Raw genomic sequence first — 25,655 nt, forward strand, 5'->3', positions numbered from 1 at the left:
CTGTGTTTCTGTTGGTGCCGATGCTCAGAACCAGGTCCGAAAGATCGGACTCGTCCTTCATTGGCAATAGGCCCCTGGGGGTTGGGCTCCGCGGGTACTTCTGGCGATATTTGCGGCTGAGGTGGCAGCAGTGCCCGACCAATTTCCTGGATCGACTCGAGATGACACTCTGGGTCCTCGGACAGTTCAGCGAGAATGACCTCGTCAGCACCTGTGGTCGCAGCTACCCACTGGATCATGTCGACAGCTTCGATGAGAGCTCCAGTGAAGTTCACCCGGTAGGGCTGCCGTTGGCCGTCAAGTCGCGCTCTGTCGGTGTCGTCGTTGACGACGAGTGTGATCGCGACGGCGGTCCGGCCTGAGGCGTTTCGAGTGTTCTGGCGGTAGCTGGCGATCGCAGCCGTGCAAGTCTCAAGGTCTGGGCTCAGGAAGAGAGCGTGGCAGTAGTTGAAGGAGCGGGCGGCAGCGAGTTCAGCGGATCTGCTGGCCTTTCCATGCATCCAGCGTTCATGTGGGATGGACAGTGGATCGAGGAGATCGTGACCTCGGTCGAGCAGTGTTGTCACGAGGTCGAGGGCGCGCTCATATCCGGCGTCGTCTTTACGGAGCGAGGCGACGATGTCCGAGCCGGGGCCGCCGACGTCGCCGCGACCGAATCCAATATCGAGTCGCCCGTCGCAGCATGCGGCAGCGTGGGCGATGTCTACTGCGGTGAGGTAGGGATCGCGAACTCGTAGGAGAGTGACCGCTGTTCCGACCCTGATCCGCGACGTGCGTGCACCCACGCCAGCGGCCAAGACTAGTGGGCTCGCGCTCGGGGAGCCCTTGCCGTGGTGCTCCGGAATCCAGAACCTGGTGTAGCCGACAGCGTCCGCTGCTTCGGCAGATTCGAGGGCTAGCTTGTGCTTCTGACGCACAGAGCGGCCGGGCGCCAGGTCGTAGAAGTCGAGCAAACCCAGGCGTACAGGGGTTACATCATTCGGGCTGTCCGGCGCCAGTGTCATGTGCATGCCTCAGCCTCAGGTGCCGACCGCGCCGGCTCAAGTGTGCTTATCTCCGCGAGCATGTCCGCGATCAGCTCGTAGGTTCGAGCGCGCAAGCCGAAGTCCGGGCATGCGGTGGTCACTATCACCTCATCGGGTCGATGAGCAGCCACTACGTCGTCAATCTTGTCGACAAGTTGGGTCGGTGTCCCTACCAAGATCGGCAGACCGGGTGGCGTGGAATGGGCGGGCGGTACGTACTGCTGGAGTTGCGTCCAGGACGGCAGGATGCCGCCGATTGCGTTCGCGGTGGCGTGTGGATCGTGGAGCCAGTGGGTCAGTCCTTGGAGTGCGGCGACGTCGTCCGCCGAGTCGGCGCACACAACGCGAATACAGAGGCTCAGACACGGTGACGTATTCAGTGGGCCTGGGGTGAATTCCTGGCGGTATCGCTCCGCAACATCGGGGTGATTCGTCTCGTGGATGAAGTGTGCGAATGAGTAGGGCAGGCCGAGTCGTGCCGCTAGTGCGGCGCTTCCGGCGCTGGCGCCGGTCAACCACAGCTGCGGCGTTGTCGCTTCAGGCAGGAGCGCAGTGTCGATCTCCGCGACCTCGGTGCCGAAGGCCGACCCGCTCGGGGGACGGCGTCGTTCCCGGAGCGGGTCGATAGGCTGTGTTCATGACTGCAGTGACTTCCACCCCGTCATCGGACGCAGCGGTCGATACCCGCGAAGCCGTCCACGCGGCGGCCCGTCGTGCCCGCACTGCGTCGCGGATCCTCGCGCTCCTCACGACAGCGCAGAAGGATGCGGCGCTCCACGCGGCGGCCGATGCCGTGCTCGCCGCCGCAGAGGACATCCTCGCCGCCAACGCGGCCGACATCGAATCGGCTCGTACGTCGGGCACCGAGGACTCGCTCCTCGACCGTCTCCGGTTGACCCCGGAACGGATCGAGGGGATGGCGTCTGGGCTCCGCCAGGTTGCCGGTCTCCCCGATCCGATCGGCGAGGTGGTGCGTGGGTCTACGCTTCCCAACGCTCTCGAGCTCCGTCAACTACGGGTCCCTCTCGGCGTGGTGGGCATGGTGTACGAGGCGCGCCCGAACGTCACCGTCGACGCGTTCGGTCTGGCATTCAAATCTGGCAATGCCGCCCTGCTACGGGGATCGTCGTCCGCCGCCCAGTCGAATGCGGCCCTGGTCATGGCCGTGCGGGCATCACTGGCGGCGCAGCAGCTTCCGGAGGACGCGGTGCAGTTGCTCCCGAGCGACGACCGTTCCAGCGTCACTCACCTGATCCAGGCCCGTGGTCTGGTGGATGTCGTCATCCCGCGCGGTGGCGCCGGACTGATCAGCGCCGTCGTGCGCGATGCCACCGTCCCGACCATCGAGACGGGCGTCGGAAACTGCCACGTTTACATCCATGCTGCCGCGGACCTGGAGATGGCCGAACGAATTCTGCTCAATTCCAAGACCCGGCGACCGAGCGTCTGCAACACCGCAGAGACGGTCCTGATCGACGCCGCCATCGCCGAGACGGCGGTTCCGAGACTGCTGCAGGCCCTACAAATGCATAGCGTGATTGTTCACGGAGATCTGCCGGGTCTGGTGCCGGCGACCGAATCGGACTGGTCGGAGGAGTACCTCACACTCGATGTGGCGCTCAAGGTGGTCGACGATTTGGGCGGTGCGGTCGAGCACATCGACCGATACGGCACCGGGCACACCGAGGCCATCGTGACGTCGGACCTCGCCGCGGCACGCGAGTTCACCGCCCGGGTCGATGCCGCCGCTGTCATGGTGAACGCTTCCACCGCGTTCACCGACGGTGAGCAGTTCGGGTTCGGTGCGGAGATCGGGATCTCCACGCAGAAGTTGCACGCACGTGGTCCTATGGGGCTCACAGAGTTGACCTCCACCAAATGGATCGTGTGGGGAGACGGGCACACTCGTCCGGTCTAGAACTGCGTCGCCGGCACCCCCGAACGGCGCCCTTTGCGCCCAATCCCTCTGCACAACCCTCCTGAAAGGAGCGAGCGTGGATCGCACCCTCCCCACCGTGACACCGTTGTTCGCGAACGTCGACGATGTCGCCGATCGTCTCGCCGAGACCGGTTATCTGGCTGACAAGGGCACCGCGACCGCGGTGTTTCTCGCCGACAGGCTCGGGAAGCCCCTGCTCATCGAGGGTCCTGCCGGAGTCGGCAAGACCGAACTCGCGCGTGCCGTAGCCGAGACCACGGGTGCCGAGTTGGTGAGGTTGCAGTGCTATGAGGGAGTCGACGAGGCCCGGGCGCTGTACGAGTGGAACCACGCGAAGCAGATCCTGCGCATCCAGGCCGGAGCAAACGAAGCGTCGGGGGGCTGGGACGCCACCAAGGCAGACGTCTTCTCCGAGGAGTTCCTGCTGCCACGACCGTTGCTGACGGCCATCCGGCGCGAGGGTCCGACGGTGCTGCTCATCGACGAAACCGACAAGGCCGACGTCGAGATCGAGGGGCTACTCCTCGAGGTGCTCAGCGATTTCGCGGTCACTGTCCCCGAGTTGGGCACCATAACGGCTACGAGGAAGCCGTTCGTCATTCTGACCTCGAATGCCACCCGGGAGTTGTCCGAGGCGCTCAAGCGTCGCTGCCTCTTCCTGCATCTCGATTTCCCCGATGCGGAACTCGAGCGCAAGATCCTCGCCAGCCGGGTGCCGGAGCTTCCGCAGGCCGTCGCCGAACAATTGGTCAAGACGGTCCGCGTGCTGCGAGGCATGCAGCTGAAGAAACTGCCGTCGGTGGCCGAGACCATCGACTGGGGCCGCACACTTCTGGCGCTGGGACTCGACACCCTCGACGACGCCGCCGTGCGCACCACGATGGGTGTGGTTCTCAAACATCAATCCGACCAGCTGCGCGCTGCTGCCGAGTTGCGACTGAACTGAGGGACATTCCGATGGCTGTTGCTGGTCCTCCCTCTCCGTCGAAGCCGGTCGGTTTTGCCGCGCCGTACGGACTGCCGGGGCATCTCGTCGACTTCGTCGAGGCGCTGCGACGACGCGGGATCATGGTCGGCCCCTCCGAGACCGTCGACGCGGGACAGGTGATGTCGGTCCTCGACCTGCTCGACCGCGAATCGCTGAGGGAAGGCCTCGCGTGTGCGCTGCTGCGCAGGCCGACCCACCGGCCCACGTTCGACGTGCTGTTCGAACTGTGGTTCCCGGCGGCGGTCGGAAGCCGCTCGGACGGGGCGATCGATGCGAGTCTGCCGCGGAATGTCAAGGGCGAGATCGACTACGACGCTGTGCGTGAGTTGATTGTCGAACTACTCACGGACGGGTCGCCCGAGGCCATCGAGCTCACCGAACGCCTGACCGCGCAGATGGTGGAGGAACTCGGGCAGTATCAGTCGGCCAACGGTCCGTCGTTCTCCGCGTACCAGGCGCTGCGAGACGTGGCTCCGGAAACCCTGCTGAAGAAGATCCTCGACGGACTTCTGGGCAATCAGGGAAGCGGCCACGTCGCGGCGGCGCAGAGTTACGAATCGGAGGTGGCCAAGCGAATAGCGGCGCAGCGTATCGCCGATTTCAAGAAGATGGTCGAGCGTGAGACGCGGCGGCGGTCGGCCGAAAACCTGGGTAAGGTGCGGGTGGCCTCGTACGGCGTGCCCCGACTGGCCGAAGAAGTCGACTTCCTGCGCGCGTCCGATTCCGAGTTGACGGCGCTGAAACGCAACGTCACCCCGCTGGCGAGGTTGCTGGCGAGCCGGCTCGCGGTCCGGCGCAAGCGCAACCGTGCCGGGTCCATCGATCTGAGGCGGACTCTGCGCAAGTCGATGTCCACCGGGGGAGTGCCGATCGACCTCGTCCAGCGAAAGCCCCGGCGTACCCGCCCCGAACTCGTGGTGATGTGCGACGTGTCGGGTTCTGTGGCCGGCTTCAGCCATTTCACACTCCTGCTCGTTCACGCTCTGAGAGAACAGTTTTCCCGGGTTCGTGTGTTCGCGTTCATCGACACCACAGACGAGGTCACACACTTCTTCGACTCCGGCGCCGACCTCGGTAGCGCCATGTCGAGAATGATCCGGGAGGCCGATCTCATCGGCTACGACGGACATTCCGACTACGGCAACGCATTCGGTGTGCTCGCCGAAAGGTTCGCCGGATGCATCACGTCACGCACGTCGCTCCTGGTTCTCGGAGACGGGCGCAACAACTACCGGGATCCGAACCTCGGGGCACTGGCAGGACTGGTGTCCGTCGCGAAGCACGCGCACTGGCTCAACCCCGAACCCAGAGGGCAGTGGGGGTCGGGAGACTCCGCGGCCAAGGTGTATGACGAGGTCATCAGCATGCACGAGTGCCGATCCGCCCAGCAGCTCGCGTCGGTGGTCGCCGGGTTACTTCCGGTGTGAGCAAGTAAGCTTGACACTCGTGGAACAGCGAACGCAGGGCACACGTCGGCGGCGCCTGGGGGTCATGGGCGGCACCTTCGACCCCATTCACCACGGCCACCTGGTAGCGGCCAGTGAAGTCGCCGACCGATTTGGGCTCGATGAGGTGATTTTCGTGCCGACAGGCAGACCGTGGCAGAAGGAGGGCAGGGACGTCAGCCGCGCCGAGGACCGGTATCTGATGACAGTCATCGCCACCGCCTCGAATCCGCGTTTCTCCGTCAGCCGAGTCGATGTCGACCGCGACAAGGTCACCTACACGGTCGACACCCTGCGCGATCTGCGGAACTACCACCCCGACGCCGAGCTGTACTTCATTACCGGTGCGGACGCCCTGGCGAGTATCCTGTCCTGGCAGGACTGGGAGGAACTGTTCTCGCTGGCGAAGTTCGTCGGGGTATCGCGCCCAGGATTCGATCTCAACACCGAACATCTGGCCGGTCATCTGGACGCGTTGCCGGAGGATGCGGTCACGTTGATCGAGATCCCGGCCCTGGCGATCTCCTCGACGGAATGTCGGCGGCGTGCCAGTCGACACCGGCCTGTGTGGTATCTCGTGCCTGACGGTGTGGTCCAGTACATCTCCAAGCGGAATCTGTATCGGCCGATGGACTCGGAGCGCCTCGACGGCGCCACGACCGTGTCCGAACCCGCCCCGGACAAGACCAATAGTTAGCTAACATTTTTCAAACGAAGTGGGAGAACATCGCGTGAGCGCAACGACCGAAGCCATCGAGATGGCACGCATCGCGGCAGTCGCTGCCGACGAGAAGCTGGCCTCCGATGTGGTGGTGCTCGATGTTTCCGAGCATTTGGTCATTACCGACTGTTTCGTCATCGCCTCGGCTCCGAATGAGCGGCAGGTGAACGCGGTCGCCGAGAACATCGAGGAACGTCTTCTCGAGGCAGGTCACAAGCCGGTGCGCCGCGAAGGCACTCGCGAAGGCCGTTGGGCGCTGCTCGATTTCGTGGATGTCGTGATCCACGTCCAGCACAACGAGGAGCGTAACTTCTACGCTCTCGACCGACTCTGGAAGGACTGCCCTGTCGTGCCGGTCGAAGGCATCGGACAGGGAGACTCGGCCGACGGCGTGGCCTCCGCCGACATCGGGGAATCCGAACTGTGACGGACGCTTCGAGTGGCGCCCGGCGCCTGATACTTCTTCGCCACGGGCAGACGGTGTACAACGCAGAAAGCCGAATGCAGGGTCAACTCGACACCGACCTGTCGGATCTGGGACGAGCGCAGGCCCGCACCGCGGCATCGGTGCTTGTCGGCCGGGAGCCGATCTCCATCGTGTCTTCGGACTTGCGCCGGGCCTACGACACCGCTGTCGAGGTCGGCGACAATGCCGGTCTGCCGGTGCAGATCGACGCTCGCTTGCGCGAGACGCATCTCGGTGAGTGGCAAGGCCTCACCCATCTCGACGTCGACACGCGTTCACCCGGCGCGCGGGCCATGTGGCGCAACGACGCGACGTGGGCACCGCCGGGCGGGGAGAGCCGTATCGACGTCGCGCGGCGCAGCAAGCCGGTGGTTGCGGAGCTGATGGAGAAGTACGAGAACTGGAGGTGCCAGCCGGTGGTTCTGGTAGCTCACGGCGGTTTGATCGCGGCGCTGACCGCGGCATTGCTCGACCTTCCGGTCGACCGGTGGCCGGTGCTCGGTGGGCTGGGCAACACAAGTTGGGTGCAATTGAGTACCTACGGAAATTCCGATTCGCTCGACTGGCGACTCGACGTATGGAACGCTTCTGCGAGTGTGGCCAGTGACGTCCTCTGATTCAGGTTCAGGTTCTTGGGAACGCCCCGTCCTGCTCGTACTCGCGGATTCGTTGTCGTACTACGGCCCCAAGGGAGGGTTGCCATCCGACCACCCCGATATCTGGCCCAATCTTGTTGCGCGAGAACTGGGCTGGGACGTCGAGTTAGTGGCGCGGATCGGCTGGACCAGCCGCGACGTTTGGTGGGCGCTGACCCAGGATCCGCGCGTGTGGTCCGCTATTCCCCGCGCCGGCGCAGTGGTGTTCGCGGTGGGAGGCATGGACTCCCTCCCGTCCCCGCTTCCGACGGCGTTCCGGGAGCAGTTGCGTTACATCCGTCCGCCGGCATTGCGCCGCCTGGTGCGATCCGGTTACCAGTGGATTCAGCCGCGTCTCTCCCCGTTGGGGTGGCCCGTGGCGTTGCCCCCGCGGTTGAGCGTCGAGTACCTCGAAAATTCACGCGCTGCACTCGCCTATGTGCGCCCCTCATTGCCTGTCATCGGAACCCTGCCGTCGGTGCACCGCAGTGAGGCATACGGCAAGGCCCATTCGGGTCGCCCAGCCGCCGTTGCGGCCATCAGTGCGTGGGCGGAACAGGAAAACGTTCCACTGGTCGACCTCGCGGAGGCGGTCCGAGCCAATATTTTCAGCGATCAGGCCAACCCGGACGGTATCCATTGGGGCTGGGACGCGCACACTGAGGTGGCCGACGCGATGCTGACCGCGCTCCGCGCCGCCGGAGTTACCCAGAATAGCCCACGAGACCAGATTCCTGCCGACACGGTATCGAACGGGGCCGAGTAGTCCGATGCCTGTCGTCGTAGTCACCGATTCGTCGGCATCCTTCCAGCCCGAGTTCGTCGAGCAGTACGGGATTCGCGTGGTCCCACTGCACGTCCTGTCCGGGGACGAGGACCTCAGGGAGGGTATCGACCAGGTCCCCACGGATCTTGGCGGCGTCACTACGTCGGGTGCATCGCTGAACGAACTGACCGAGGCATACTCGGAGGCGCTCGACTCGAGCGACGGCGCGGGAGTCCTCGCGGTGCACATCTCGCGGCAACTGTCCGGCACGTGGGAGGCCGGCCGTCAGGCGGCACAGACCTTCGATGGCCGCGTGCGGATCATCGACTCGCAATCCACAGGAATGGGATTGGGCTATCCGGTCCTCGAGGCTGCGCGGGCAGCCAAGGACGGCGCGAACCTCGAGACCGTGTACCGGCGGGCAGTGGACGTCGCGAGCGGCGGTCACTGCATGATCATCGTGGATCGACTCGACCAGTTGCGGCGCGGTGGCCGGATCGGAACGGCGGCCGCCCTACTTGGTACCGCGCTGGCGATGAAACCGGTCCTCCATCTCGTGGACGGACGACTTGTTCTCAAGGAAAAGACGCGGACCGCGACCAAGGCCATGGCCAAGATGATCGACGCGGCGGTGGAGTATGCGGGCCTGGACAGGACCGCAGTCGCCGTGCATCACATGCATGCCCGGCACCGCGCGGAAGCGGTAGCCGAGCAGTTGAAGGATCGGATTCCGCAGATCAGCGATCTCGTCGTCACCGAGTTCAGTGCGGTGATCGGAGCTCATGTCGGGACCGGCGCCGTAGGCATTGTGCTGTGCCCGGAGCCGGTGGCGCACGGCGAAGATCGCGATTCATCCACAACCCCCCATTGATTCACAGGCGGGTTTCCCGGCCTGGTCAGCGCGCGGGTCGGGTCGGCGGGGCACTCTAACCTCGCCTCCATGGGCACAAGGGAAGAACGTTCGAGAGGCCGAACCCGTCTCGCGTTCCTCACGTCGAGGGAGCAGGATGCGCTGATTACCGGCACGCCCGCGGCTCCGGCATGGCTATCCGACAGTCGCGACACCAACCCCGGCGACACCAACCCTAGCGCCGACATCGACGGAGGCGCGTCGTGGTCGGTCCAACGTCGCTGGGGTCCGTTGTCACTACCCGGCCGTTGGCGGGGCGCAAGGATCGATCCAGGGCGCTCCGGCGCGATCGCATTGATCGTGGTGGGTATCGTCGTCGTGACGGTCGCCGTGGTCAGTGTTCGCAGCGGCCGTGCGGAGACCCAAGCGGTCCCGTCGCTGCCTGCCGCGCACTCGCAGCCACTGCAGTCCGCGACCGATCCGAATGTTCCCGGCACGGTGCTGCAGGTTCCGGCGCCGCCTCCTGCGCCGCGTCTGCCGCCACCCGCCGAGAAGATCGTCGTGAGTGTCGTCGGGCTGGTGGCGTCGTCCGGGCTCGTCGGCCTGCCTGCGGGTTCGCGCGTAGCAGACGCGCTCGCCGCCGCAGGGGGAGTGCGTGACGGTGGAGACACCCTCGGACTGAATCTGGCCCAAAGACTTTCGGACGGCGATCAGGTGGTGGTGGGTGCGGCGATCGGTGAGGCGCCACCGAGCGCCGTCAGTGGCAGGGCCACCGGACCGGGTTCGGGGACTCTGGACGCCGCGACCTCGGCGGCAATCGATGGTCGAATCAATGTGAACACGGCGACAGAAACGGAACTCGACGCGCTGTCCGGGGTCGGCCCTGTCACCGCTGCGGCCATCACCGCGTGGCGATCCACCAACGGGAAGTTCACCGACATCGAACAATTGGGAGAGGTCGACGGAATCGGACCGGTACGCCTGGCGAAGCTACGTCCGCAGATCACTCTCTGATGGTCGAGAGTGAACCCAGCCCGCTCGATCTCCGGCTCGTACCGTTCGCTGGGATGTGCTGGGCAGCAACGCTGATCGGTATCCTGTGGGGGCCGGGTGCTGCTTGGATGCTGGTGGGCTCGCTGTCCGCGACCGCCGTCGTCCTCACCGCTTCGTGGGCGCTGCGAGGGAGGGAGCGGTGGACGTCGGCAATGCTGGCGCTTCTGGTGTTCGGATCTTGCTGCGCTGCGGGTGCGGCGTGGCGAGTGCAGGCCGTCGAGCAGCACCCACTGACCGCACTGGCCCACAGCGAGTCGTGGGTGACGCTCGTCGTGACCCCGGTCGACGACCCTCGTGAGATCGCCGGTTTCGGCCGGCAGGTCGTCGTGAAGGCGAACCTACTCGAGATCCGCAAGGCCACCGAGACCGTCATCTCGGGTGGGGCCGTGGTCGTCCTCGCCCCTTCCGAGGGGTGGAAACAGATCCTGCCGGGGCAGCGGGTGGTCCTGCGTGGACAACTGAGCGTGCCGCTGCGCAGAGGCCTTGGCCTCGCGACTGTCCAAGCGTCGGGCCCGCCGTCGGAGGTCGGGCCGGCACCCTTGCATCAGCGGTGGGCGGGCGCCTTGCGTGCACGGTTGGCTGCCGCGGCCGCGGTCCTGCCGGCCGCGGAAGCGGGTCTGCTACCCGGGTTGGTGGTGGGGGACACCTCGGCGCTGTCTCGCGAAGTGAAGGTCCACTTCACCGTGACCGGACTGACCCACCTCACGGCGGTGTCTGGGGCAAACGTCAGCATCCTGCTGGGGGCGGTGTTGCTCGTGGTGCGAGGGGTAGGGCTCGGCCCAGTCGCGGGCGCCGTGCTCGCCGCCGTGGCGTTGATCGCGTTCGTGGTGGTCGCGCGACCGTCGCCGAGTGTGCTGCGCGCCGCCGCGATGGGATCGGTCGCGCTCCTGGCGTTCGTTTCCGGACGGCGGAAGCAGGCATTGCCTGCGCTGGCTGCGGGTGTCATCGCCCTGCTGGCCTGGTCGCCGGAGTTGGCGGTGGACTTCGGCTTCGCCTTGTCGGTCACGGCCACCACAGGGCTGATAGTGATCGCCCCGATCTGGGTCGACCTGCTCGTGGGCCGCGGGTGGCCGCGTGCGGTTGCCGAGGCGCTGGCCGTGTCCGTCGCAGCCTTCGCCGTGACCGCTCCGATCGTCGCCGGAATGGCCGGAACCGTCAGCGTGGTATCCGTTGTCGCGAACATACTGGTTGCCCCTGTGGTCGGCGTGATCACGGTCGTCGGGGCTGTCACCGCACTGGTCGCAGCAGTCAGCATGCCAGTTGCGGAAATTGTAGTGCGCCTGACCCAGTGGCCGCTGTGGTGGCTCGTGACGGTGGCGGAACGCGGAGCGCGTATTCCCGGAGCGTCGGTGGTGGTGCCGTCCGGTCTTGCTGGTGCTGCGGTCGTCGTCGGTGGTGCCCTGACCCTCGGCGTGGCTTTGCGCTGGTACTGGTCCCGGCTGGTGATTGTGGGGGCAGTGATTGGAGTGCTGGTGCTATGGGCGCCGATCTGGCCGACGTCTCTCGTTCATGAGGTGTGAGAACGATCGACTCGGGGAATGCTCGGAAGAACGTGACGAGAGGAACGGAAACGTGCAGGTGGGCTTCAAATTGATGGCAGAGACCTTCGATCCGAAGGAGATCGTGCGGCAGACGGTGGAGGCAGAGCGCGCAGGCTTCGACTTCGTGGAGGTGAGCGACCACTACCATCCGTGGCTGTACAGCCACGGTCACTCGGGGTTCGCGTGGTCGATGCTGGCCGCCGCGGCCGCGAGTACCGGCACGATCGGATTGGCCACGGGAGTCACCTGTCCTTTCGGCAGATTCCACCCCGCGATCATCGCGCAGGCCGCGGCGACCACGGCCATCCTCAGCGAGGGCCGGTTCACGCTCGGACTCGGGTCGGGCGAGTGGCTCAACGAGCACGTGGTCGGTGGAGACTGGCCGCCGGTGCGCGTCCGGCACCAGATGTTGCGCGAATCGATCGACATCATCCGCCTGCTGTGGTCGGGCGGCTACCACTCGTACGAGGGGAAACACCTCACTCTCGACGATGCATGTGTCTTCGACCTTCCCGATGTGTCTCCGACGATCGCGGTGGCGGCGGGTGGCCCGGCCTCTGTCGCTCTCGCCGCCGAACTCGGGGACGGTCTCTTCACGACCGCACCGGACCCCGAACTGGTGAAGGCGTACGCGAAAGCCGGTGGATCGGGGCCGAAGTACGCAGAGGTGCCTCTGGCTTGGGCACGCGACGAGGACACCGCCGCCGAATCGGCGCACCGGATAGTCCGATTCGGCCTGACAGGATGGAAGGTCATGACGGAACTGAAGAACCCGATCGATTTCGAGGCGGCGTCGTCCTCGATCAGTACCGAGGACGTCCGAGGGCTAGTGGCCTGCGGGCCGGATGTCCAGCGACATCTCGAAGTGGCAGGCCGATACGTGGACGCCGGATTCGATCATCTGGCATTGGCCAACTCCGGGCCGGACGTGGACGGGTTCTTCGAGTTCTTCTCCAACGAATTGAGTGAACCGCTGCGGGCTCTGGCACGGACTTGACCCGGACCCTGTGTGGAAGGCGTGGTGAAGAGCCACTGCGCAAAGAGGTTTGGAGGATGTGAGCGTTCGGACAGGACCGTGGCGGCGTTTCTGAGTGGCGCCCTTTGTATCGTTTCGACGTCAATTCCTGATGTGCGCATGTAGTGCCGCGTTTCGGACTAGCATCCTGTGGCAGATGTTGAGGTGAACGATCCTGGAACGCACCCGCATGGGAGGGCGAGCGCTATGCCGGAATCGGAGCGGGCAGATATCGATGTGGACGACGACGAACTCGACGCTGGGCAGGTGCGAAGAGCGCAGCGCGTCGTGGCCGCCCAATCGCTGGACGCCAACGACTGTCGCATGCTCCTGTCCATGCTGGGAATAGCCGAGAACCCCGATGCGTCGAACGCGGTCTGACGGCGAGCGGGCACCCTCCAGTTGGGGTCACTGTGTGCCGTTGTGGTCAACCTGTGCTCCTCGCGTCGTTCTGGTGAGCCCACGGGAAGGGAAGCCCGTCCGATTCAGGACCGGGGTATCGACGAATGTGTCCCCTGCACGTGGCACGATCGTCGCGTGAGCACTCCAACCCAGCTTGAACAGCTCCATTTGGTCCTTGGCGATGAGGAGTTCCTCGTCGATCGCGCGGTGGCACGGGTCGTCAACCAGGTACGTGCCACGGCATATGTAGCAGAGGGTGCGGAACTTCCCGTCAACCGGTTGAGGGCGGGAGACGCAGGGACGGCCGAACTCGCCGAACTGCTCAGCCCATCCCTATTCGCCGAAGACCGTGTCGTGGTACTGGAGGCGGCTGCCGAGGCGGGCAAGGACGCGGTGGCGTCGGTCCTCGACGCAGCCGGTGATCTGCCTCCCGGCGTTGTCCTGGTCGTCCTGCATTCGGGTGGCGGACGGGCGAAGGCGATGGTTGGGGCGCTCGAGAAGTTTGGCGCAGTGGTACACCAGTGCGCCAAACCGAAGTCGGGCGACATCATCGGCTTCATCCGCGAAGAGTTCCGCGCCCTCGGCGTCCGGGTATCGCCGGACGCGGTGCGCAGCGTATTTGAGGGTGTCGGCTCGAATCTACGTGAGTTGGCGGCGGCGTGCTCACAGCTCACGGCCGACACCGGTGGGAAGATCGACGTCGCGGCCGTCCAGCGGTATTACTCGGGCAAGGCCGAGGTCAGCGGGTTCGACGTCGCGGACTTGGCTGTCTCCGGCGACAGTGCGGGCGCGATCGAGGCGCTACGTTGGGCGATGCTGAAGGGCGTCCCGCATGTGTTGCTGGCGGACGCTCTCGCCGATGCAGTGCACGCGATCGCGCGGGTCGCCCCGATCGGACGGGCCGATCCCTTCCGGATATCGTCGGAACTGGGTATGCCGCCGTGGAAGATCAAGAAGGCGCAGGCGGTGGTGAGCGGGTGGACACCCGCGTCTGTCGGTGAGGCCCTGCGGATCGTCGCCACGTTGAACGCTGACGTCAAAGGGGGCGCTGCCGATGCCGATTTCGCCGTCGAGAGGGCGGTGGGGCGGGTCGCGCGGTTGCGCCAGGTCTGATCGGGATACGCCAAAAGCCGCTCGATCGAGGATCGAGCGGCTTTTGGAGAGCTTACGACGGAAGAAACCGTCAGATCTTGTTGGCAACCTGCGAGAGAGCAGACTTCTTGTTTGCAGCCTGGTTGGCGTGAATGACGCCCTTGCTGGCTGCCTTGTCGAGCTTGCGGCTGGTGGCGACGAGGAGCTCGTTGGCCTTGTCCTTGTCACCGGCCGCCGCAGCCTCGCGGAACGAGCGGATCGCCGTGCGCAGCGAGGACTTCACCGACTGGTTACGGAGTCGGGCTGCCTCGTTGGTACGGATCCGCTTCACCTGGGACTTGATATTGGCCACGCGTAAAATCCTGTCGTCTTGAGCTGGTTATGGTCGAGAAGGCTCTGGGCGCACATATATGCACCGACAGGTGAGATTACCAGTGATCGGCGTCCGATCCCAAACCAGCCGCCCGAGCGCCAGTCATTCTTGCGCCCGCGCGGCGGGGAGAACCTTCACCGCCCAGTGTGGGCGCGGTTCGAGGACGGCATCGGGCACACGCATCGGCCGCCCCGGCGGGTCGGGGTCCGACGGAGTCTGGTCCGTTGGCGCCTTTGGATGAATCGATGACTATCGCCTGAGCGGCTGCTCCGGCCCGGCACGGTAGCCGGCGTGGCGAACGCGGTCCGGGTGGGCGACGTTGTGAAGTCTCGAGTAGGTGAGTCATGGGTTTCCCCGGCACACTTCCTGCCGTTCGATCCCCGGTTCCCTGGCGCTGGTCCTGCTGCGCCGCTGAAAGATTCGGATCGAGTCTCGTTGTCGGCGTCAACCGAGACGAATCTGTTCACGTACTGACCCTCGATCATTCCTGTGTTGAACCATATGGTGGCGTCGCCGGTATCGGGGTCGTTGACCGCGGACTGAACGATGCTCTCGTCGATGGGAAAATCGGTTCGCGACGAATCGGTGAGCGTGTAACCGCCCGTGCGGAGGCGGTGACGATATTGCGTTTCGACGCCAGTACTACGTCGGCGTAGATCGCTTCGCCCGTCACTCGACCAACCACGTCCCCGTTCGAATTGAACGAGTACATCGTCGTCCGATCGTGATCGTGAACTGATTCGAGGCCCATTACCCCGACGGAAACTGCCCCAACCGCGCCCGCGGGCAGGGTTTCGAGTGCATCCCCTGGATACTCGTATGATGTGCAGGAAACAACGACCGACAGTATTGCCGTCAACGCCGCAGCCCCACACGCTCGGCTGATACGTGCCATATGTGATGAGCCCATTCCTGCAGTAATCGGGCGATTGGACAAACACCGTAGGGCTCGCGAGGACGCTCCTTGCGGTCGGTGCGCTACTGACTATGGTCGCATTGAATCCTGACCGTGTCTTTTCCTACCTGCTCGGGATAGGACAGACACCGGTCTGCGACGGCGCCCGAGGACTTCTAGCGTTCTGCCTGCTTCCACGAGATCAGATCGGCGTGCCCTACGTCCTCGCCATCTGCATCTTGGTAGTCGTGGCGTCAGGTTGGCGTCCAAGACGGGTCCATCGGCGTTCGTAGTCGAATCCGAGGAACATCTGGGCGATCGCCGGGCCGTGAAGAGTTCGGTTGCCGGGTGGAGGGATACGGACACCCGCTGTTGAGAAGGCTTTACTCCGCTCGCAGAGTGGCAGATTCCGAATTCGCGGCGATCGCAATTGCCGTAGAGTCTGAGCCATATTCGTGGGCAGCAGGACGAACGATCCATTTCCAAGAAGGTGGGTTCAGTGTCTCCAACCTCGAAGGAATACGCAGAAGTCGAACCGGTCTCGGATCTCAGAATATTCGGCGCCGAGGCGATCGGTACGTTCATTCTGGTCTTCTGTGCGGTGGGTACGGCCGTCTTTGCCGGAGCGAAGGTCGGGAACCTCGGTATAGCACTGGCATTCGGTCTGACACTTCTCTTCCTCATTTACGCCATCGGCTCCATTTCTGGCTGCCACGTCAACCCGGCCGTCACCGTCGGGCAGTTGGTGCTCGGTCGGTTATCCGTCGCGAAGGCGGGGGTGTACATTGCCGCGCAGGTCATCGGTGGTCTCGTCGCTGGTGCCGTGATTTATCTGATCGCCCAAAGCCTTCCGTCCTACAACCGGGCCGACGACGGCTTGGCCGCCAACGGCTGGGGTGCGCACAGCCCATCGGCCACTGAAGGACCGCTCGGCGGGATCGTCCAGAACGGATACGGCATCGGTGCGGCGATGACCGTCGAAGTCCTCTTCACCGCGCTACTGGTATTTGTAATCCTCGCGTCGACCGACCGGATCTCGAACGTTCCGCTGGCCGGGATCTCGATCGGATTCACCCTCGCCGTGATCAACCTCGCGTCGATCCCGATCGACAACACTTCCGTCAATCCGGTCCGCAGCCTCGCCGTTGCGCCCTATCAAGACGGTGCGCTGTCCCAGGTGTGGGTGTTCATCGTGTTTCCGCTGATCGGTGGTGCGGTGGGTGCGCTGACATACCGGTCGCTGTTCGGCCGCGATGACCGACTGCAGAGTTGAGCATTGCTTGGTAGTAGCATTCCGCGCTGGTAGGTCCGGCACGGAACGAGCGGGGGACACGGGTGTCGACGAGCAAGGGCCTGCGGGCCGGAACTCTGACGAGCGTGGTTCTCGCGCTCACAGTGGTGGCCCCCGTGACCGCCACCGCCGCCGAGGATGCCCCGCGGGCGAGACTGAACTATGTGGCATTGGGCGATTCCCGGGCCTCGGGGCCACTCATTGCCCCCTCTTCGCACCGGGATCTGTGTCTTCGCTCGCCGGACGTGAACTACCCAGCCGAACTGGCGGCGCGAATCGGCGCTGCGAGTTTCACCGACGTCACCTGCTCGGCGGCAAAGCCGGGCCACGTGATCGACACCCCGCAGTTCGTCGGGACAGGCTTCGCCCCGCCGCAGATCGAGTTCCTCGGAGCGGACACCGACCTTGTGACGTTGAGCATCGGTGGAGGCGACTCCAACCACCTGCCGGTGTCGGTGCGCTGCGGTGCGATCGCCCCCGGGGCGGATGCTCGCTGTCGCGACAATCCACAGGCGGAGCAACTCGCGGTCGAGGGCATTGAGCGGATGGCACCCCAGGTCGATGCCGTGGTCGCTGCCATCGTCGCGAAGGCGCCGAAGGCCGAGGTCTACGTGATCGGGCACGGCGGTTCCGTCGGTGTGCGCGGATGCTGGCCGAACATGCCGGTATCCGATGCTGACGCGATCTGGTTGAACGGGTATTTCGAGCGGTTCAACCAGATCTATGTCGATGCGGCGGCAAAGTACGGGGTCCACTACATCGATATCGGGAAGGCGGCCGTCGACGGCGGACACGACGCGTGCGCACCTACCGGACAGCGATGGTTCGAGGGACTGCTCCCACAGTCCCCGGCAGAGCCGGCCCATCCCAACGCGATCGCGATGGCAGAGATCGCCGACATGGTCGCCGAGGATCTCGGGTACTGAGGATCTCAGTTACTGGGAATCTCGGGGACTGGGGCATCACCGCCAACTGAAGTCCGCCCGCAGGCGTTTCGCGACAGCCTCGAACCTGTCCGGGTCCATGATCGCGCCCTCACGACGGATCCCAGCCTCCGGGACGTCGAGCACCCGGTCGAGACGGATCCAGCTCGGACGGCCTTTCGAGTCCCATGAGCCCGAGCCGATCGCGATCCAGTCCCGGTCGCCCTCGTGCCTGCTCTGCGACGACAGCATCAGTCCGAGCAGTGTGTCGCCGTCGCGTCCGACGACGAGGACGGGACGGTCTTTGCCCTGACTCGGATCCTCCTCGTATGTCGTCCAGGTCCAGACGATTTCACCGGGATCGGCGCGACCGTCGAGGTCGGGGGAGTACTCGACCTTTCGGGCCCGATGGGCTGTCGGCGCGGCATTCGCGCTGACCGGCCGGCCGGGTGCGGTCTCCTGCCCGGTGGCCGTCGACCTGGTGAGGACACCGGCAGCGCGGTCCAACGCACCCGACTTCTGCAACCGCTGTAACAGCTCGGGACCCTTGTCCCGTACGATTCGGCCCATTGCTTTTCCGATACCAGATTTTCCGATGCCGCTCCACGCGCTCGCCATGCAGTGAGTTTAGTAGGCGCGAAACGGAATACCGATGCGCCATCGCCGTGGCGCAGTTCGTCAAAGGGGGAGCAGTTCATTGAAGAGGGTGGGCGCAGGGAAGTCGAGTTCATGGCGGGTGCGGGGAGCTGTGGTCGTCTGTTCTCTGGTCGCATCGACGGTGGCGGCTACGGGCGGTGCGGCCGCGGACAACCGCACCGAGGGCCTCGACTATGTCGCCCTGGGTGATTCACGTGCGGCCGGGCCCTTCATCAATACGCTTTCGCATCGCGACTTATGCATGCGCTCGGACCAGAATTTCGCTTCGAAGCTGGCCCGGATCGCCGACGTCGCGAGCTTCACGGACGTATCGTGCATCGCAGCGCAGGTCGAGCATGTTGTCGACACTCCGCAGCAGATCGGTACGACGGTCGCGCCTGCGCAGTTGGAGGCTCTGGGTCCGGGCACAGATCCCGTCACGATCAGCATCGACGGGGTGGACTCGAACCACGTAGTCATCACCCGCGAGAGCTGTGCGATTCCGATCCCGGATGGCGATCGAAACTGCCGAAACAACCCTGACGTCGAGGAGAAGGCGGTCGAAGGCACCGCGAAGGTCGCTTCCATGGTGGATCGTGCAATCGGTGCGATTGCGGAGAAGGCACCGAACGCCGAGATCGTGATCGTCGGACACGGCGGGGCAGTGGGCAATCGCGGTTGCTGGCCGTCGATTCCGTACTCGGATGCCGATGCACAGTGGATGGTCACATACTTCGAGCGGTTCAACCAGGTGTATGTCGATGCGGCGCGAAAGTATGGCGCGCATTACATCGACATCGGCAAGGCCATTATCGACGGCGGGCACGATCCGTGCGCCGCACCCGAGGACAAGTGGTTCGAGGGCCTGACCCCGACCTCTGATGCCCAGCCCGGCCACTTCAACGAGCGGGGTATGCAGGCTGTCGCAGACATGATTGCAGACGAGCTGGGGTACTGAGCCGGGTCCTGGGCGGGAGCGGAGTTGCCAATTGGATATCCTGAGCGGTGACAGCGGCCCGGAACCGGGCCGGTGCCGGTCCAGGTTAGGGGTCCCCCATCAGCAGCTTCGCCGACAAGACGTTCACGGATCCCGCTCGGATCCGGAATTTCTGCATCATCGCGCACATCGATCACGGCAAGTCGACGCTGGCAGACCGGATGCTTCAGCTCACCGGTGTGGTCGAGGAACGGCAGATGCGTGCCCAGTACCTCGACCGCATGGATATCGAGCGCGAGCGCGGCATCACGATCAAGGCGCAGAACGTCCGGCTCCCGTGGATGGTGGGTGACGAAGAATTCGTCATCCACCTCATCGACACCCCCGGGCACGTCGACTTCACCTACGAGGTGTCGCGGGCACTGGAGGCATGTGAAGGGGCTGTTCTGCTGGTCGATGCCGCGCAGGGCATCGAAGCGCAGACTCTTGCCAACCTGTACCTGGCGATGGAGAAGGACCTCACCATCATCCCGGTGCTCAACAAGATCGACCTGCCTGCCGCCGATCCCGATCGGTACGCCGAGGAGATTGCCCACATCACCGGGTGCGAACCGGGTGACGTGCTGCGCGTGTCCGGCAAGACGGGCATGGGTGTGAAGGAACTGCTCGACGAGGTCGTGCGGCAGGTTCCCGCGCCTGTCGGTGACGCCGACGGCCCGGCGCGGGCCATGATCTTCGACTCGGTGTACGACGCCTACCGCGGCGTGGTCACCTACGTGCGTGTGGTGGACGGCCGGATCTCGCCCCGCGAGAAGATCACGATGATGTCGTCGGGAACCACCCACGAATTGATCGAGGTCGGCATCATCTCGCCCGAGCCGAAGGCCAGTATCGGCCTCGGTGTCGGCGAGGTCGGCTACCTCATTACCGGCGTGAAGGACGTGCGGCAGTCGCGGGTCGGTGACACCGTCACATCGGCGCGTGGCGGAGCGACGGAGCCCCTCGTGGGCTACCGCGACCCCAAGCCGATGGTCTACTCGGGTCTCTACCCGCTCGACGGGTCCGACTACCCGGTATTGCGCGACGCGCTCGACAAGTTGCGGCTCAACGACGCCGCGCTCGCCTACGAACCGGAGACGTCGGTGGCGCTCGGATTCGGGTTCCGCTGCGGGTTCCTGGGACTGCTGCACATGGAAATCACCCGGGACCGGCTCGAACGCGAATTCGGGCTCGAACTGATCTCCACCTCACCGAACGTGGTGTATCGGGTGGTGATGGAGGACGACACCGAGCACATCGTCACCAACCCGTCGTACTGGCCCGAGGGCAAACTGCGCGAGGTCTACGAGCCGATGGCCAAGTGCACCGTCATCGCGCCGAGCGAATTCATCGGCGCGATCATGGAACTGTGTCAGAACCGACGCGGCGAACTCGGGGGCATGGACTACCTGTCCGAGACGCGCGTCGAATTGCGATATGAGATGCCTATGGGCGAGATCATGTTCGATTTCTTCGACGCTCTGAAGTCTCGAACCAAGGGTTACGCCAGCCTCGACTACGAGGAGTCGGGTGAGCAGCAGGCGGATCTGGTGAAGGTGGACATCCTGCTGCAGGGTGAGGCCGTCGACGCGTTTTCGTCGATCGTGCACCGCTCCGCGGCCGGCGCGTATGGCGGCCGGATGACGTCGAAGCTGCGCGAGCTCATCCCCCGTCAGCAATTCGAGGTGCCGATCCAGGCTGCGATCGGGTCGAAGATCATCTCGCGTGAAAACATCCGCGCGATCCGCAAGGACGTACTCGCCAAGTGCTACGGCGGCGACATCAGTCGTAAGCGCAAACTGCTCGAGAAGCAGAAGGAGGGTAAGAAGCGCATGAAGACCATTGGCCGGGTGGAGGTTCCGCAGGAGGCCTTCGTGGCCGCCCTGTCCTCCGAGGCAGTCGGGGACAAGCCCAAGAAGTAGTGCCCCCAAGAATTAGTGCCCTGTATTCCTGTTGTTCTCTGACGGGGTGTGATCGAAAGTAGGTGCAGAACGTGGCTCTTGAAACGTGGCTCACGCGGACACTGGGAATCGAGGTGCCGATCCTCGGTGCTCCGATGGGTGGTCGAGCTGGTGGGATCCTCGTCGGTGAGGTGTCGAAGGCGGGTGGGCTCGGGCTTCTCGGCGCCGCGCGCTATGACACCCCGGAGTGGGTCGCGAGGGAGGCGGCGGTCGCGCGGAGGATCGGCGGCGACGCCTTCGGGATCGGGTTGATGACGTGGTCGCTCGACGAGAGCGATGCCATGCTAGATGCCGCGCTCGCCGAGAATCCGCGGATCGTGTCGCTCTCCTTCGGTGACCCCGCACCCTACGTGGAGCGGGTTCGTGCCGCGGGCGCGTTGGTGGTGTCTCAGGTGAACACGATCGACGATCTACGTGTCGTGGAGGCCGCAGGTGTCGACTTCGTCATCGTTCAGGGAGGTGAGGCGGGCGGGCACACAGGCCGGATCGGGACGTTGCCACTACTGCAGGAGATCCTCGACGCCACCGAGCTGCCGGTGTTGGCGGCAGGCGGTATCGCGACGGGCCGCGGTCTCGCCGCAGTCCTCGCCGCGGGCGCAGAGGGTGCGATGATCGGGACGGCGCTTCTGGCCAGCCCCGAGACCATCGGACCCGAGTATGCCCGGAATAGGATCATCGCCGCGCGAAGCACCGACACCGTGTACACCTCGGTGTTCGATCAGGCGCGCAGTCAACCCTGGCCCGAGCGATGGGGTGGGAGGGCGCTGAGAAACGAGTTCACCTCGCGGTGGCACGGCAGCGACGCTCCCGGAGAGGAACTCGCCTCCGCGTACGATCCCAACAACCCCGATCTCGGTGTCGTGTACGCCGGCGAGGCTGCCGGCCTCGTCACGTCGGAGCGGCCCGCCGGTGCGGTCGTACGGCAGATCGCGGCCGATGCCGAACGGTTGCTGCACCGCTTCGACAAGTAGCCCGCACGGAATCCGCCGGTGGGTGGCGTTGGCCTCGAGCTGCTCAGATGGTGCTGTGAGCAGGCTGGAACATGCCCGCCGCGGACTCCTCGGCGCGGATGACGTGCAATACGGCATTGATCAGCGCCAGGTGGGTGAACGCCTGAGGGAAATTCCCGAGGTGCCGACCGGAATCGGAGTCGATCTCCTCGGCGTACAACTCGAGGGGGCTCGCGAATCCGAGGAGCCGATCACAGAGACACTTGGCGCGGTTGAGTTCCCCGATCTCGACGAGGGCCGATACGAGCCAGAACGAGCAGATCGTGAATGTGCCCTCCTTTCCCGACAGGCCGTCGTCGGTGGTCTCCACCCGGTAGCGCAGCACCAGCCCGTTTTCGGTCAGCTCGTCGGCGATGGCGAGCACAGTGGCACGGATGCGAGGGTCGTCGGCGGGAAGGAACCGGAGCAGAGGGGCGAGAAGTAGAGAGGCGTCGAGGTCGTCGCTGCCGTACCGCTGGGTGAGTACCCCGCGCGCATCGACACCGTGTTCGAGGATGTCTTCCTTGATCTCGTCGGCCAATTTGGACCACTGCTGCGCGTAGCTCGTCTCGCCCTGCAGTTCGGCAAGTTTCGCGCCCCGGTCTAGGGCCACCCAGCACATGATCTTCGACGACGTGAAGTGCTGCGGCTCGCCGCGCACCTCCCAGATCCCACGGTCAGGCAGTCGCCAATGCTTGACCGCCTCCTCGACCTGGCGTTTGAGCATCGGCCACAGTGTCTCGGGGACCCGTTCCCGAGATCTCACGTGCAGGTACACCGAATCGAGGATCGTTCCCCAGATATCGTGCTGGACTTGATCGTAGGCGCCGTTGCCGATCCGGACCGGCCGGGCTCCGTCGTAGCCGGAAAGATGAGGCAACTCCGATTCCTCGAGCGTGTGCTCGCCACCCACGCCGTACATCACCTGAAGCGGATGGAGGTGGCCGTCATCGGCGCTCGACACGTCATAGAGGAAAGAGAAGAAATCGTTGGCCTCTCGGTCGAGCCCGAGGCTGTAGAGCCCCCACAGCGCAAACGTCGAATCGCGAACCCACGCATAGCGGTAGTCCCAGTTCCGTTCGCCGCCGGGTGCTTCCGGCAGGGAGGTCGTCGACGCAGCGAGCAGCGCGCCCGTCGGGGTGTAGGTCAAGCCCTTGAGCGTCAGGGCGCTGCGCTGGAGGTAACCGCGCCACTGGTGGTCGGGGAATCGGCCGATGGTGATCCACTCCCGCCAGCACTTCGCCGTCTGCCACATCTTGTCGGCGGCCTCGTCGAAGGTCTGTGGTGCGGGCATGTGGGACCACGACAGCGCCACGAACACATTGTCACCTTCGACCATCCGCGTGCGGGAGCGGGCCTCGCGGCCCTCCAGCCCGATCTTCATGTTCGTGGTCAGTTTCAGTGTGGGGTGATCGCCCGGAAGGCTCGACTTGCAGATGGCCGTGGCCTCCTCGTAGACCTTGCCGGTGTACTCCCATTGCGCAGTACCGCGGTGATAGTCGAAGGCTGGTTCACAGCTCATTTCGATTTCGACCGTTCCGTTGACGCACTTCACCGTGCGGAGCAGGATGTGCTCGGCATCCCAGTCGGTGGGGGTGCGGCGGTGGGAGCGGGAGCGCTCCTCGATGTTGTGCCACGGACCGAGCACCAGGGCGTCGCGCACGATGAGCCACCCCGTCTCGGTCTGCCACGTGGTCTCGACGATCAGTCCACCGGGAAGATAGCGGCGGGCAGCGGGCACGTTCTGCCCGTATGGTCCGATACGGAAATGTCCCGCACTGCGGTCGAGGACGGCACCGAAGACGCTGGGCGAGTCCGGTCGCGGAATGCACATCCACTCGACGGACCCGTTGCGGGCGATCAGGCAGGTGGACTCGCAGTCCGAAAGGAAGGCGTAGTCGTCGATCGGCGGAAAAGAATGGCGATGGTGCGGGGTCGCGTGGGGCCGGCCTGAGGAGTGTGCATCGGTGGACACCATCTGCATATCATCGACCGCTTCCGCCGCGGCGTCCACCTGTGCGGCCCAGGCGTGTCGGCGAAGGATAAGGTAAGGCCCGTGGACCGGATAGCGAGTTGGTGGGACAGCTTCGAGCTATGGATCACCGGACTCCCGTTCGTTCCACAGGTTGCTCTCGTGCTGCTGGTGATGGTGCCGGTGTGCCGAATATTGGCATGGCTGCTCGATCGTGGTCTGGTCACAGTCTTCGTCCTGCTCAAGCGTGACGTCTCGAAGGTGGAGGAACCCTGATGCCACGCTCACGCGTCACTCTCGCACTGCTCGCGCTCATCGTTCTCGTGGTCGTTGCCTGGCTGCTCACCAGGTAGCCTGTTCGATTCGAGTGGTTGGTCCGGCCTCTGATAAAGTTCACGGCGTGTCTGAAGCCGCCGTACACCAGATCCGCCATGAATTGGCGTTGATCGCGGTCGGCATGCTTGCAGTCGCCGATATCGACTGTTGCTGATCTGTCCTCGCACGTCGCTTGCGGCCCCAGGTGGTGCTGAGAACCCCCGTGCGCGCTCGTTCCACCGAGCCGACACGTGCCCCCGGAATCCGGGCCGACGATGCCTGCATCCCCACCCGGAATTTGTCTCGCTGTTCTTTCGTACCACTCCTCATTTCAGGAAGGTGTCCCCATGCGGCGCTGTTCTCGTCGTTTCCTCCCGGCCATCATGACGCTCGGAGTAGTGGCGCTGACCGCGTGCAGTGGTGGCACGAGCGATACTGTCGGCGGCGATACGGTAGGCGGGGACGGCAGCGCAGGCACGATCAATCTGTACGCCTACGCAGTTCCGAAGCCTGGCTTCGACAAGATGTTTCCCGCGTTCGACGCAACCGAGGCGGGTGAGGGCGTGAAGATTCAGCCGTCCTACGGTGCCTCCGGCGACCAGTCCCGCAAAGTGAAGGACGGTGCCGACGCCGACGTCGTCAATTTCTCCGTCGAACCCGACATCACCCGTCTCGTCGATGTCGGGCTCGTCGACAGAGGTTGGAACCAGGACGCCTACAACGGAATTCCGTTCGGTTCGGTCGTCACACTGGTCGTGCGGGACGGAAACCCGAAGAACATCCGTGACTGGGACGACCTGCTTCGTCCGGGCGTGGAGGTGGTGGCCCCCAACCCGTTCAGTTCCGGATCTGCGAAATGGGATCTGCTCGCCCCCTATGCGGCCAAGAGTAACGGCGGCCAGGACCCGGCGGCCGGCCTCGCCTACATCACCTCGCTCGTGAACGATCATGTGAAGATCCAGCCGAAGTCGGGGCGTGAGGCGTCCGAGGCGTTCCTGCAGGGCACGGGTGACGTCCTGCTCAGCTACGAGAACGAGGCCCTGTTCATCGAGGAGCACGGCGATCCCGTCGAGCATGTGACACCCCCGACCACCTTCAAGATCGAGAATCCCGTCGCTGTAATGGCGAACAGCAAGAACCTCGGGAAGGCCGTCGCGTTCAAGGACTTCCTGTACACGACCGAGGCGCAGAGGCTGTGGGCACAGGCGGGGTTCCGCCCGGTCGATCCCGCCGTGAAGTTGGAGTTCACCGACAAGTTTCCGGAACCGACCATGCTGTGGACCATCGCCGATCTCGGCGGCTGGTCCGCGGTCGATTCCGAATTGTTCGCCGATGACTCCGGGTCCATCGCCATGATTTACGACAATGCAACCAGGTAAGACCGAC

General features: G+C 64.7%; 26 protein-coding genes. 21 read left to right on the forward strand and 5 right to left on the reverse strand.

Features of this window, described 5'->3' with window-relative positions; all coding sequences use genetic code 11:
- A partial coding sequence (locus tag RM2_RS08150) for an LLM class flavin-dependent oxidoreductase (RefSeq protein ID WP_169846689.1) occupies positions 1 to 1,004 on the reverse strand: 1,004 nt, incomplete at its 3' end.
- Positions 1,001 to 1,540, reverse strand: coding sequence for an LLM class oxidoreductase (locus RM2_RS08155; RefSeq protein ID WP_072688344.1), 540 nt, complete (start codon positions 1,538 to 1,540; stop codon positions 1,001 to 1,003). The genes RM2_RS08155 and RM2_RS08150, both read right to left, overlap by 4 nt.
- Positions 1,541 to 1,662: 122 nt before the next feature.
- Here RM2_RS08155 and RM2_RS08160 point away from each other — a divergent pair, with 122 nt between their 5' ends.
- The 13 genes from RM2_RS08160 (at position 1,663) to holA (ending at position 13,959) form a co-directional block, all read left to right on the forward strand.
- Positions 1,663 to 2,943, forward strand: coding sequence for a glutamate-5-semialdehyde dehydrogenase (locus tag RM2_RS08160; RefSeq protein WP_072688480.1), 1,281 nt, complete (start codon positions 1,663 to 1,665; stop codon positions 2,941 to 2,943).
- Positions 2,944 to 3,019: 76 nt separating this feature from the next.
- Positions 3,020 to 3,910 (forward strand): AAA family ATPase, encoded by an 891-nt coding sequence (locus RM2_RS08165; RefSeq protein WP_072688345.1) that lies wholly within the window; start codon positions 3,020 to 3,022, stop codon positions 3,908 to 3,910.
- A gap of 11 nt (positions 3,911 to 3,921) precedes the next feature.
- Positions 3,922 to 5,379, forward strand: coding sequence for a vWA domain-containing protein (locus RM2_RS08170; protein ID WP_072688346.1), 1,458 nt, complete (start codon positions 3,922 to 3,924; stop codon positions 5,377 to 5,379).
- Positions 5,380 to 5,398: 19 nt separating this feature from the next.
- The gene (gene nadD / locus RM2_RS08175; protein WP_072688347.1) at positions 5,399 to 6,094 is read left to right on the forward strand and encodes a nicotinate-nucleotide adenylyltransferase; all 696 of its coding nucleotides are present in this window, start codon (positions 5,399 to 5,401) and stop codon (positions 6,092 to 6,094) included.
- 34 nt (positions 6,095 to 6,128) lie between these two features.
- Positions 6,129 to 6,545: a ribosome silencing factor gene (gene rsfS / locus RM2_RS08180; RefSeq protein ID WP_072688348.1), complete on the forward strand. Its 417-nt coding sequence runs from the start codon at positions 6,129 to 6,131 to the stop codon at positions 6,543 to 6,545.
- Positions 6,542 to 7,201 carry a histidine phosphatase family protein gene (locus RM2_RS08185; RefSeq protein WP_072688349.1) on the forward strand — a complete coding sequence of 220 codons (660 nt, stop codon included), beginning with the start codon at positions 6,542 to 6,544 and terminating at the stop codon, positions 7,199 to 7,201. The genes rsfS and RM2_RS08185 overlap by 4 nt, the downstream gene beginning before the upstream one ends.
- Complete coding sequence (octT, locus tag RM2_RS08190) at positions 7,188 to 7,985, forward strand: diglucosylglycerate octanoyltransferase (RefSeq protein WP_072688350.1); 798 nt, start codon at positions 7,188 to 7,190, stop codon at positions 7,983 to 7,985. Before RM2_RS08185 ends, octT begins: the two co-directional genes overlap by 14 nt.
- A 4-nt stretch (positions 7,986 to 7,989) precedes the next feature.
- Positions 7,990 to 8,856 (forward strand): DegV family protein, encoded by an 867-nt coding sequence (locus RM2_RS08195; protein WP_072688351.1) that lies wholly within the window; start codon positions 7,990 to 7,992, stop codon positions 8,854 to 8,856.
- Between the two features lie 69 nt (positions 8,857 to 8,925).
- Positions 8,926 to 9,849, forward strand: a complete 924-nt coding sequence (locus RM2_RS08200; protein ID WP_072688352.1) for a ComEA family DNA-binding protein — start codon at positions 8,926 to 8,928, stop codon at positions 9,847 to 9,849.
- A 53-nt stretch (positions 9,850 to 9,902) separates the two neighbouring features.
- On the forward strand, positions 9,903 to 11,408 hold the full coding sequence (locus tag RM2_RS08205; RefSeq protein WP_373863308.1) for a ComEC/Rec2 family competence protein: 1,506 nt from the start codon (positions 9,903 to 9,905) through the stop codon (positions 11,406 to 11,408).
- A 52-nt stretch (positions 11,409 to 11,460) separates the two neighbouring features.
- A complete protein-coding gene (locus RM2_RS08210) occupies positions 11,461 to 12,426 on the forward strand; it encodes a TIGR03557 family F420-dependent LLM class oxidoreductase (protein WP_072688481.1) in 966 nt (321 codons plus the stop codon).
- A gap of 225 nt (positions 12,427 to 12,651) precedes the next feature.
- Positions 12,652 to 12,825 (forward strand): hypothetical protein, encoded by a 174-nt coding sequence (locus RM2_RS24420; protein ID WP_169846690.1) that lies wholly within the window; start codon positions 12,652 to 12,654, stop codon positions 12,823 to 12,825.
- A gap of 156 nt (positions 12,826 to 12,981) precedes the next feature.
- Positions 12,982 to 13,959, forward strand: coding sequence for a DNA polymerase III subunit delta (holA, locus tag RM2_RS08215; RefSeq protein WP_072688354.1), 978 nt, complete (start codon positions 12,982 to 12,984; stop codon positions 13,957 to 13,959).
- 70 nt (positions 13,960 to 14,029) lie between these two features.
- Here the strand turns inward: holA and rpsT are convergent, their stop codons facing one another.
- Positions 14,030 to 14,290: a 30S ribosomal protein S20 gene (rpsT, locus tag RM2_RS08220; RefSeq protein ID WP_072688355.1), complete on the reverse strand. Its 261-nt coding sequence runs from the start codon at positions 14,288 to 14,290 to the stop codon at positions 14,030 to 14,032.
- 1,415 nt (positions 14,291 to 15,705) lie between these two features.
- On the opposite strand from rpsT, the gene RM2_RS08230 reads away from it, so the two are divergent.
- Positions 15,706 to 16,479, forward strand: coding sequence for an aquaporin (locus RM2_RS08230; protein ID WP_072688482.1), 774 nt, complete (start codon positions 15,706 to 15,708; stop codon positions 16,477 to 16,479).
- A 182-nt stretch (positions 16,480 to 16,661) separates the two neighbouring features.
- Positions 16,662 to 17,423, forward strand: coding sequence for an SGNH/GDSL hydrolase family protein (locus tag RM2_RS08235; protein ID WP_072688483.1), 762 nt, complete (start codon positions 16,662 to 16,664; stop codon positions 17,421 to 17,423).
- A gap of 36 nt (positions 17,424 to 17,459) precedes the next feature.
- Here the strand turns inward: RM2_RS08235 and RM2_RS08240 are convergent, their stop codons facing one another.
- Positions 17,460 to 18,038: a type II toxin-antitoxin system PemK/MazF family toxin gene (locus RM2_RS08240; RefSeq protein WP_072688357.1), complete on the reverse strand. Its 579-nt coding sequence runs from the start codon at positions 18,036 to 18,038 to the stop codon at positions 17,460 to 17,462.
- A 130-nt stretch (positions 18,039 to 18,168) separates the two neighbouring features.
- On the opposite strand from RM2_RS08240, the gene RM2_RS08245 reads away from it, so the two are divergent.
- The 3 genes from RM2_RS08245 (at position 18,169) to RM2_RS08255 (ending at position 21,964) form a co-directional block, all read left to right on the forward strand.
- Positions 18,169 to 19,014 (forward strand): SGNH/GDSL hydrolase family protein, encoded by an 846-nt coding sequence (locus RM2_RS08245; RefSeq protein ID WP_245813782.1) that lies wholly within the window; start codon positions 18,169 to 18,171, stop codon positions 19,012 to 19,014.
- Between the two features lie 98 nt (positions 19,015 to 19,112).
- On the forward strand, positions 19,113 to 20,954 hold the full coding sequence (gene lepA / locus RM2_RS08250) for a translation elongation factor 4 (RefSeq protein ID WP_072688358.1): 1,842 nt from the start codon (positions 19,113 to 19,115) through the stop codon (positions 20,952 to 20,954).
- A 71-nt stretch (positions 20,955 to 21,025) separates the two neighbouring features.
- Positions 21,026 to 21,964 (forward strand): NAD(P)H-dependent flavin oxidoreductase, encoded by a 939-nt coding sequence (locus tag RM2_RS08255; protein ID WP_072688485.1) that lies wholly within the window; start codon positions 21,026 to 21,028, stop codon positions 21,962 to 21,964.
- Between the two features lie 43 nt (positions 21,965 to 22,007).
- Here RM2_RS08255 and RM2_RS08260 read toward each other — a convergent pair whose 3' ends face one another.
- Positions 22,008 to 23,960: a glycoside hydrolase family 15 protein gene (locus RM2_RS08260; RefSeq protein ID WP_072688486.1), complete on the reverse strand. Its 1,953-nt coding sequence runs from the start codon at positions 23,958 to 23,960 to the stop codon at positions 22,008 to 22,010.
- A gap of 78 nt (positions 23,961 to 24,038) precedes the next feature.
- On the opposite strand from RM2_RS08260, the gene RM2_RS08265 reads away from it, so the two are divergent.
- From RM2_RS08265 to RM2_RS08275, 3 genes are all read left to right on the forward strand, one after another.
- Complete coding sequence (locus tag RM2_RS08265; RefSeq protein ID WP_072688359.1) at positions 24,039 to 24,230, forward strand: hypothetical protein; 192 nt, start codon at positions 24,039 to 24,041, stop codon at positions 24,228 to 24,230.
- 124 nt (positions 24,231 to 24,354) lie between these two features.
- Entirely contained in the window at positions 24,355 to 24,444 is a 90-nt protein-coding gene (locus RM2_RS25850) for an Ms4533A family Cys-rich leader peptide (protein WP_332309173.1), read from the forward strand.
- A 172-nt stretch (positions 24,445 to 24,616) separates the two neighbouring features.
- The gene (locus RM2_RS08275) at positions 24,617 to 25,648 is read left to right on the forward strand and encodes a sulfate ABC transporter substrate-binding protein (protein ID WP_072688361.1); all 1,032 of its coding nucleotides are present in this window, start codon (positions 24,617 to 24,619) and stop codon (positions 25,646 to 25,648) included.
- Positions 25,649 to 25,655 lie beyond the last annotated feature (7 nt).

Source organism: Rhodococcus marinonascens NBRC 14363 (assembly GCF_001894885.1).
Taxonomy (GTDB): domain Bacteria; phylum Actinomycetota; class Actinomycetes; order Mycobacteriales; family Mycobacteriaceae; genus Rhodococcus_F; species Rhodococcus_F marinonascens.

Excerpts from the sequence above, each read along its gene's own strand:
- RM2_RS08160 (WP_072688480.1), top strand. The coding sequence starts at position 1,663 with ATGACTGCAGTGACTTCCACCCCGTCATCGGACGCAGCGGTCGATACC.
- RM2_RS08170 (WP_072688346.1), top strand. The coding sequence starts at position 3,922 with ATGGCTGTTGCTGGTCCTCCCTCTCCGTCGAAGCCGGTCGGTTTTGCC.
- RM2_RS08195 (WP_072688351.1), top strand. The coding sequence starts at position 7,990 with ATGCCTGTCGTCGTAGTCACCGATTCGTCGGCATCCTTCCAGCCCGAG.
- RM2_RS08200 (WP_072688352.1), top strand. The coding sequence starts at position 8,926 with ATGGGCACAAGGGAAGAACGTTCGAGAGGCCGAACCCGTCTCGCGTTC.
- RM2_RS08205 (WP_373863308.1), top strand. The coding sequence starts at position 9,903 with ATGTGCTGGGCAGCAACGCTGATCGGTATCCTGTGGGGGCCGGGTGCT.
- RM2_RS24420 (WP_169846690.1), top strand. The coding sequence starts at position 12,652 with ATGCCGGAATCGGAGCGGGCAGATATCGATGTGGACGACGACGAACTC.
- RM2_RS08240 (WP_072688357.1), bottom strand. The coding sequence starts at position 18,038 with ATGGCGAGCGCGTGGAGCGGCATCGGAAAATCTGGTATCGGAAAAGCA.
- RM2_RS08260 (WP_072688486.1), bottom strand. The coding sequence starts at position 23,960 with ATGGTGTCCACCGATGCACACTCCTCAGGCCGGCCCCACGCGACCCCG.
- RM2_RS08275 (WP_072688361.1), top strand. The coding sequence starts at position 24,617 with ATGCGGCGCTGTTCTCGTCGTTTCCTCCCGGCCATCATGACGCTCGGA.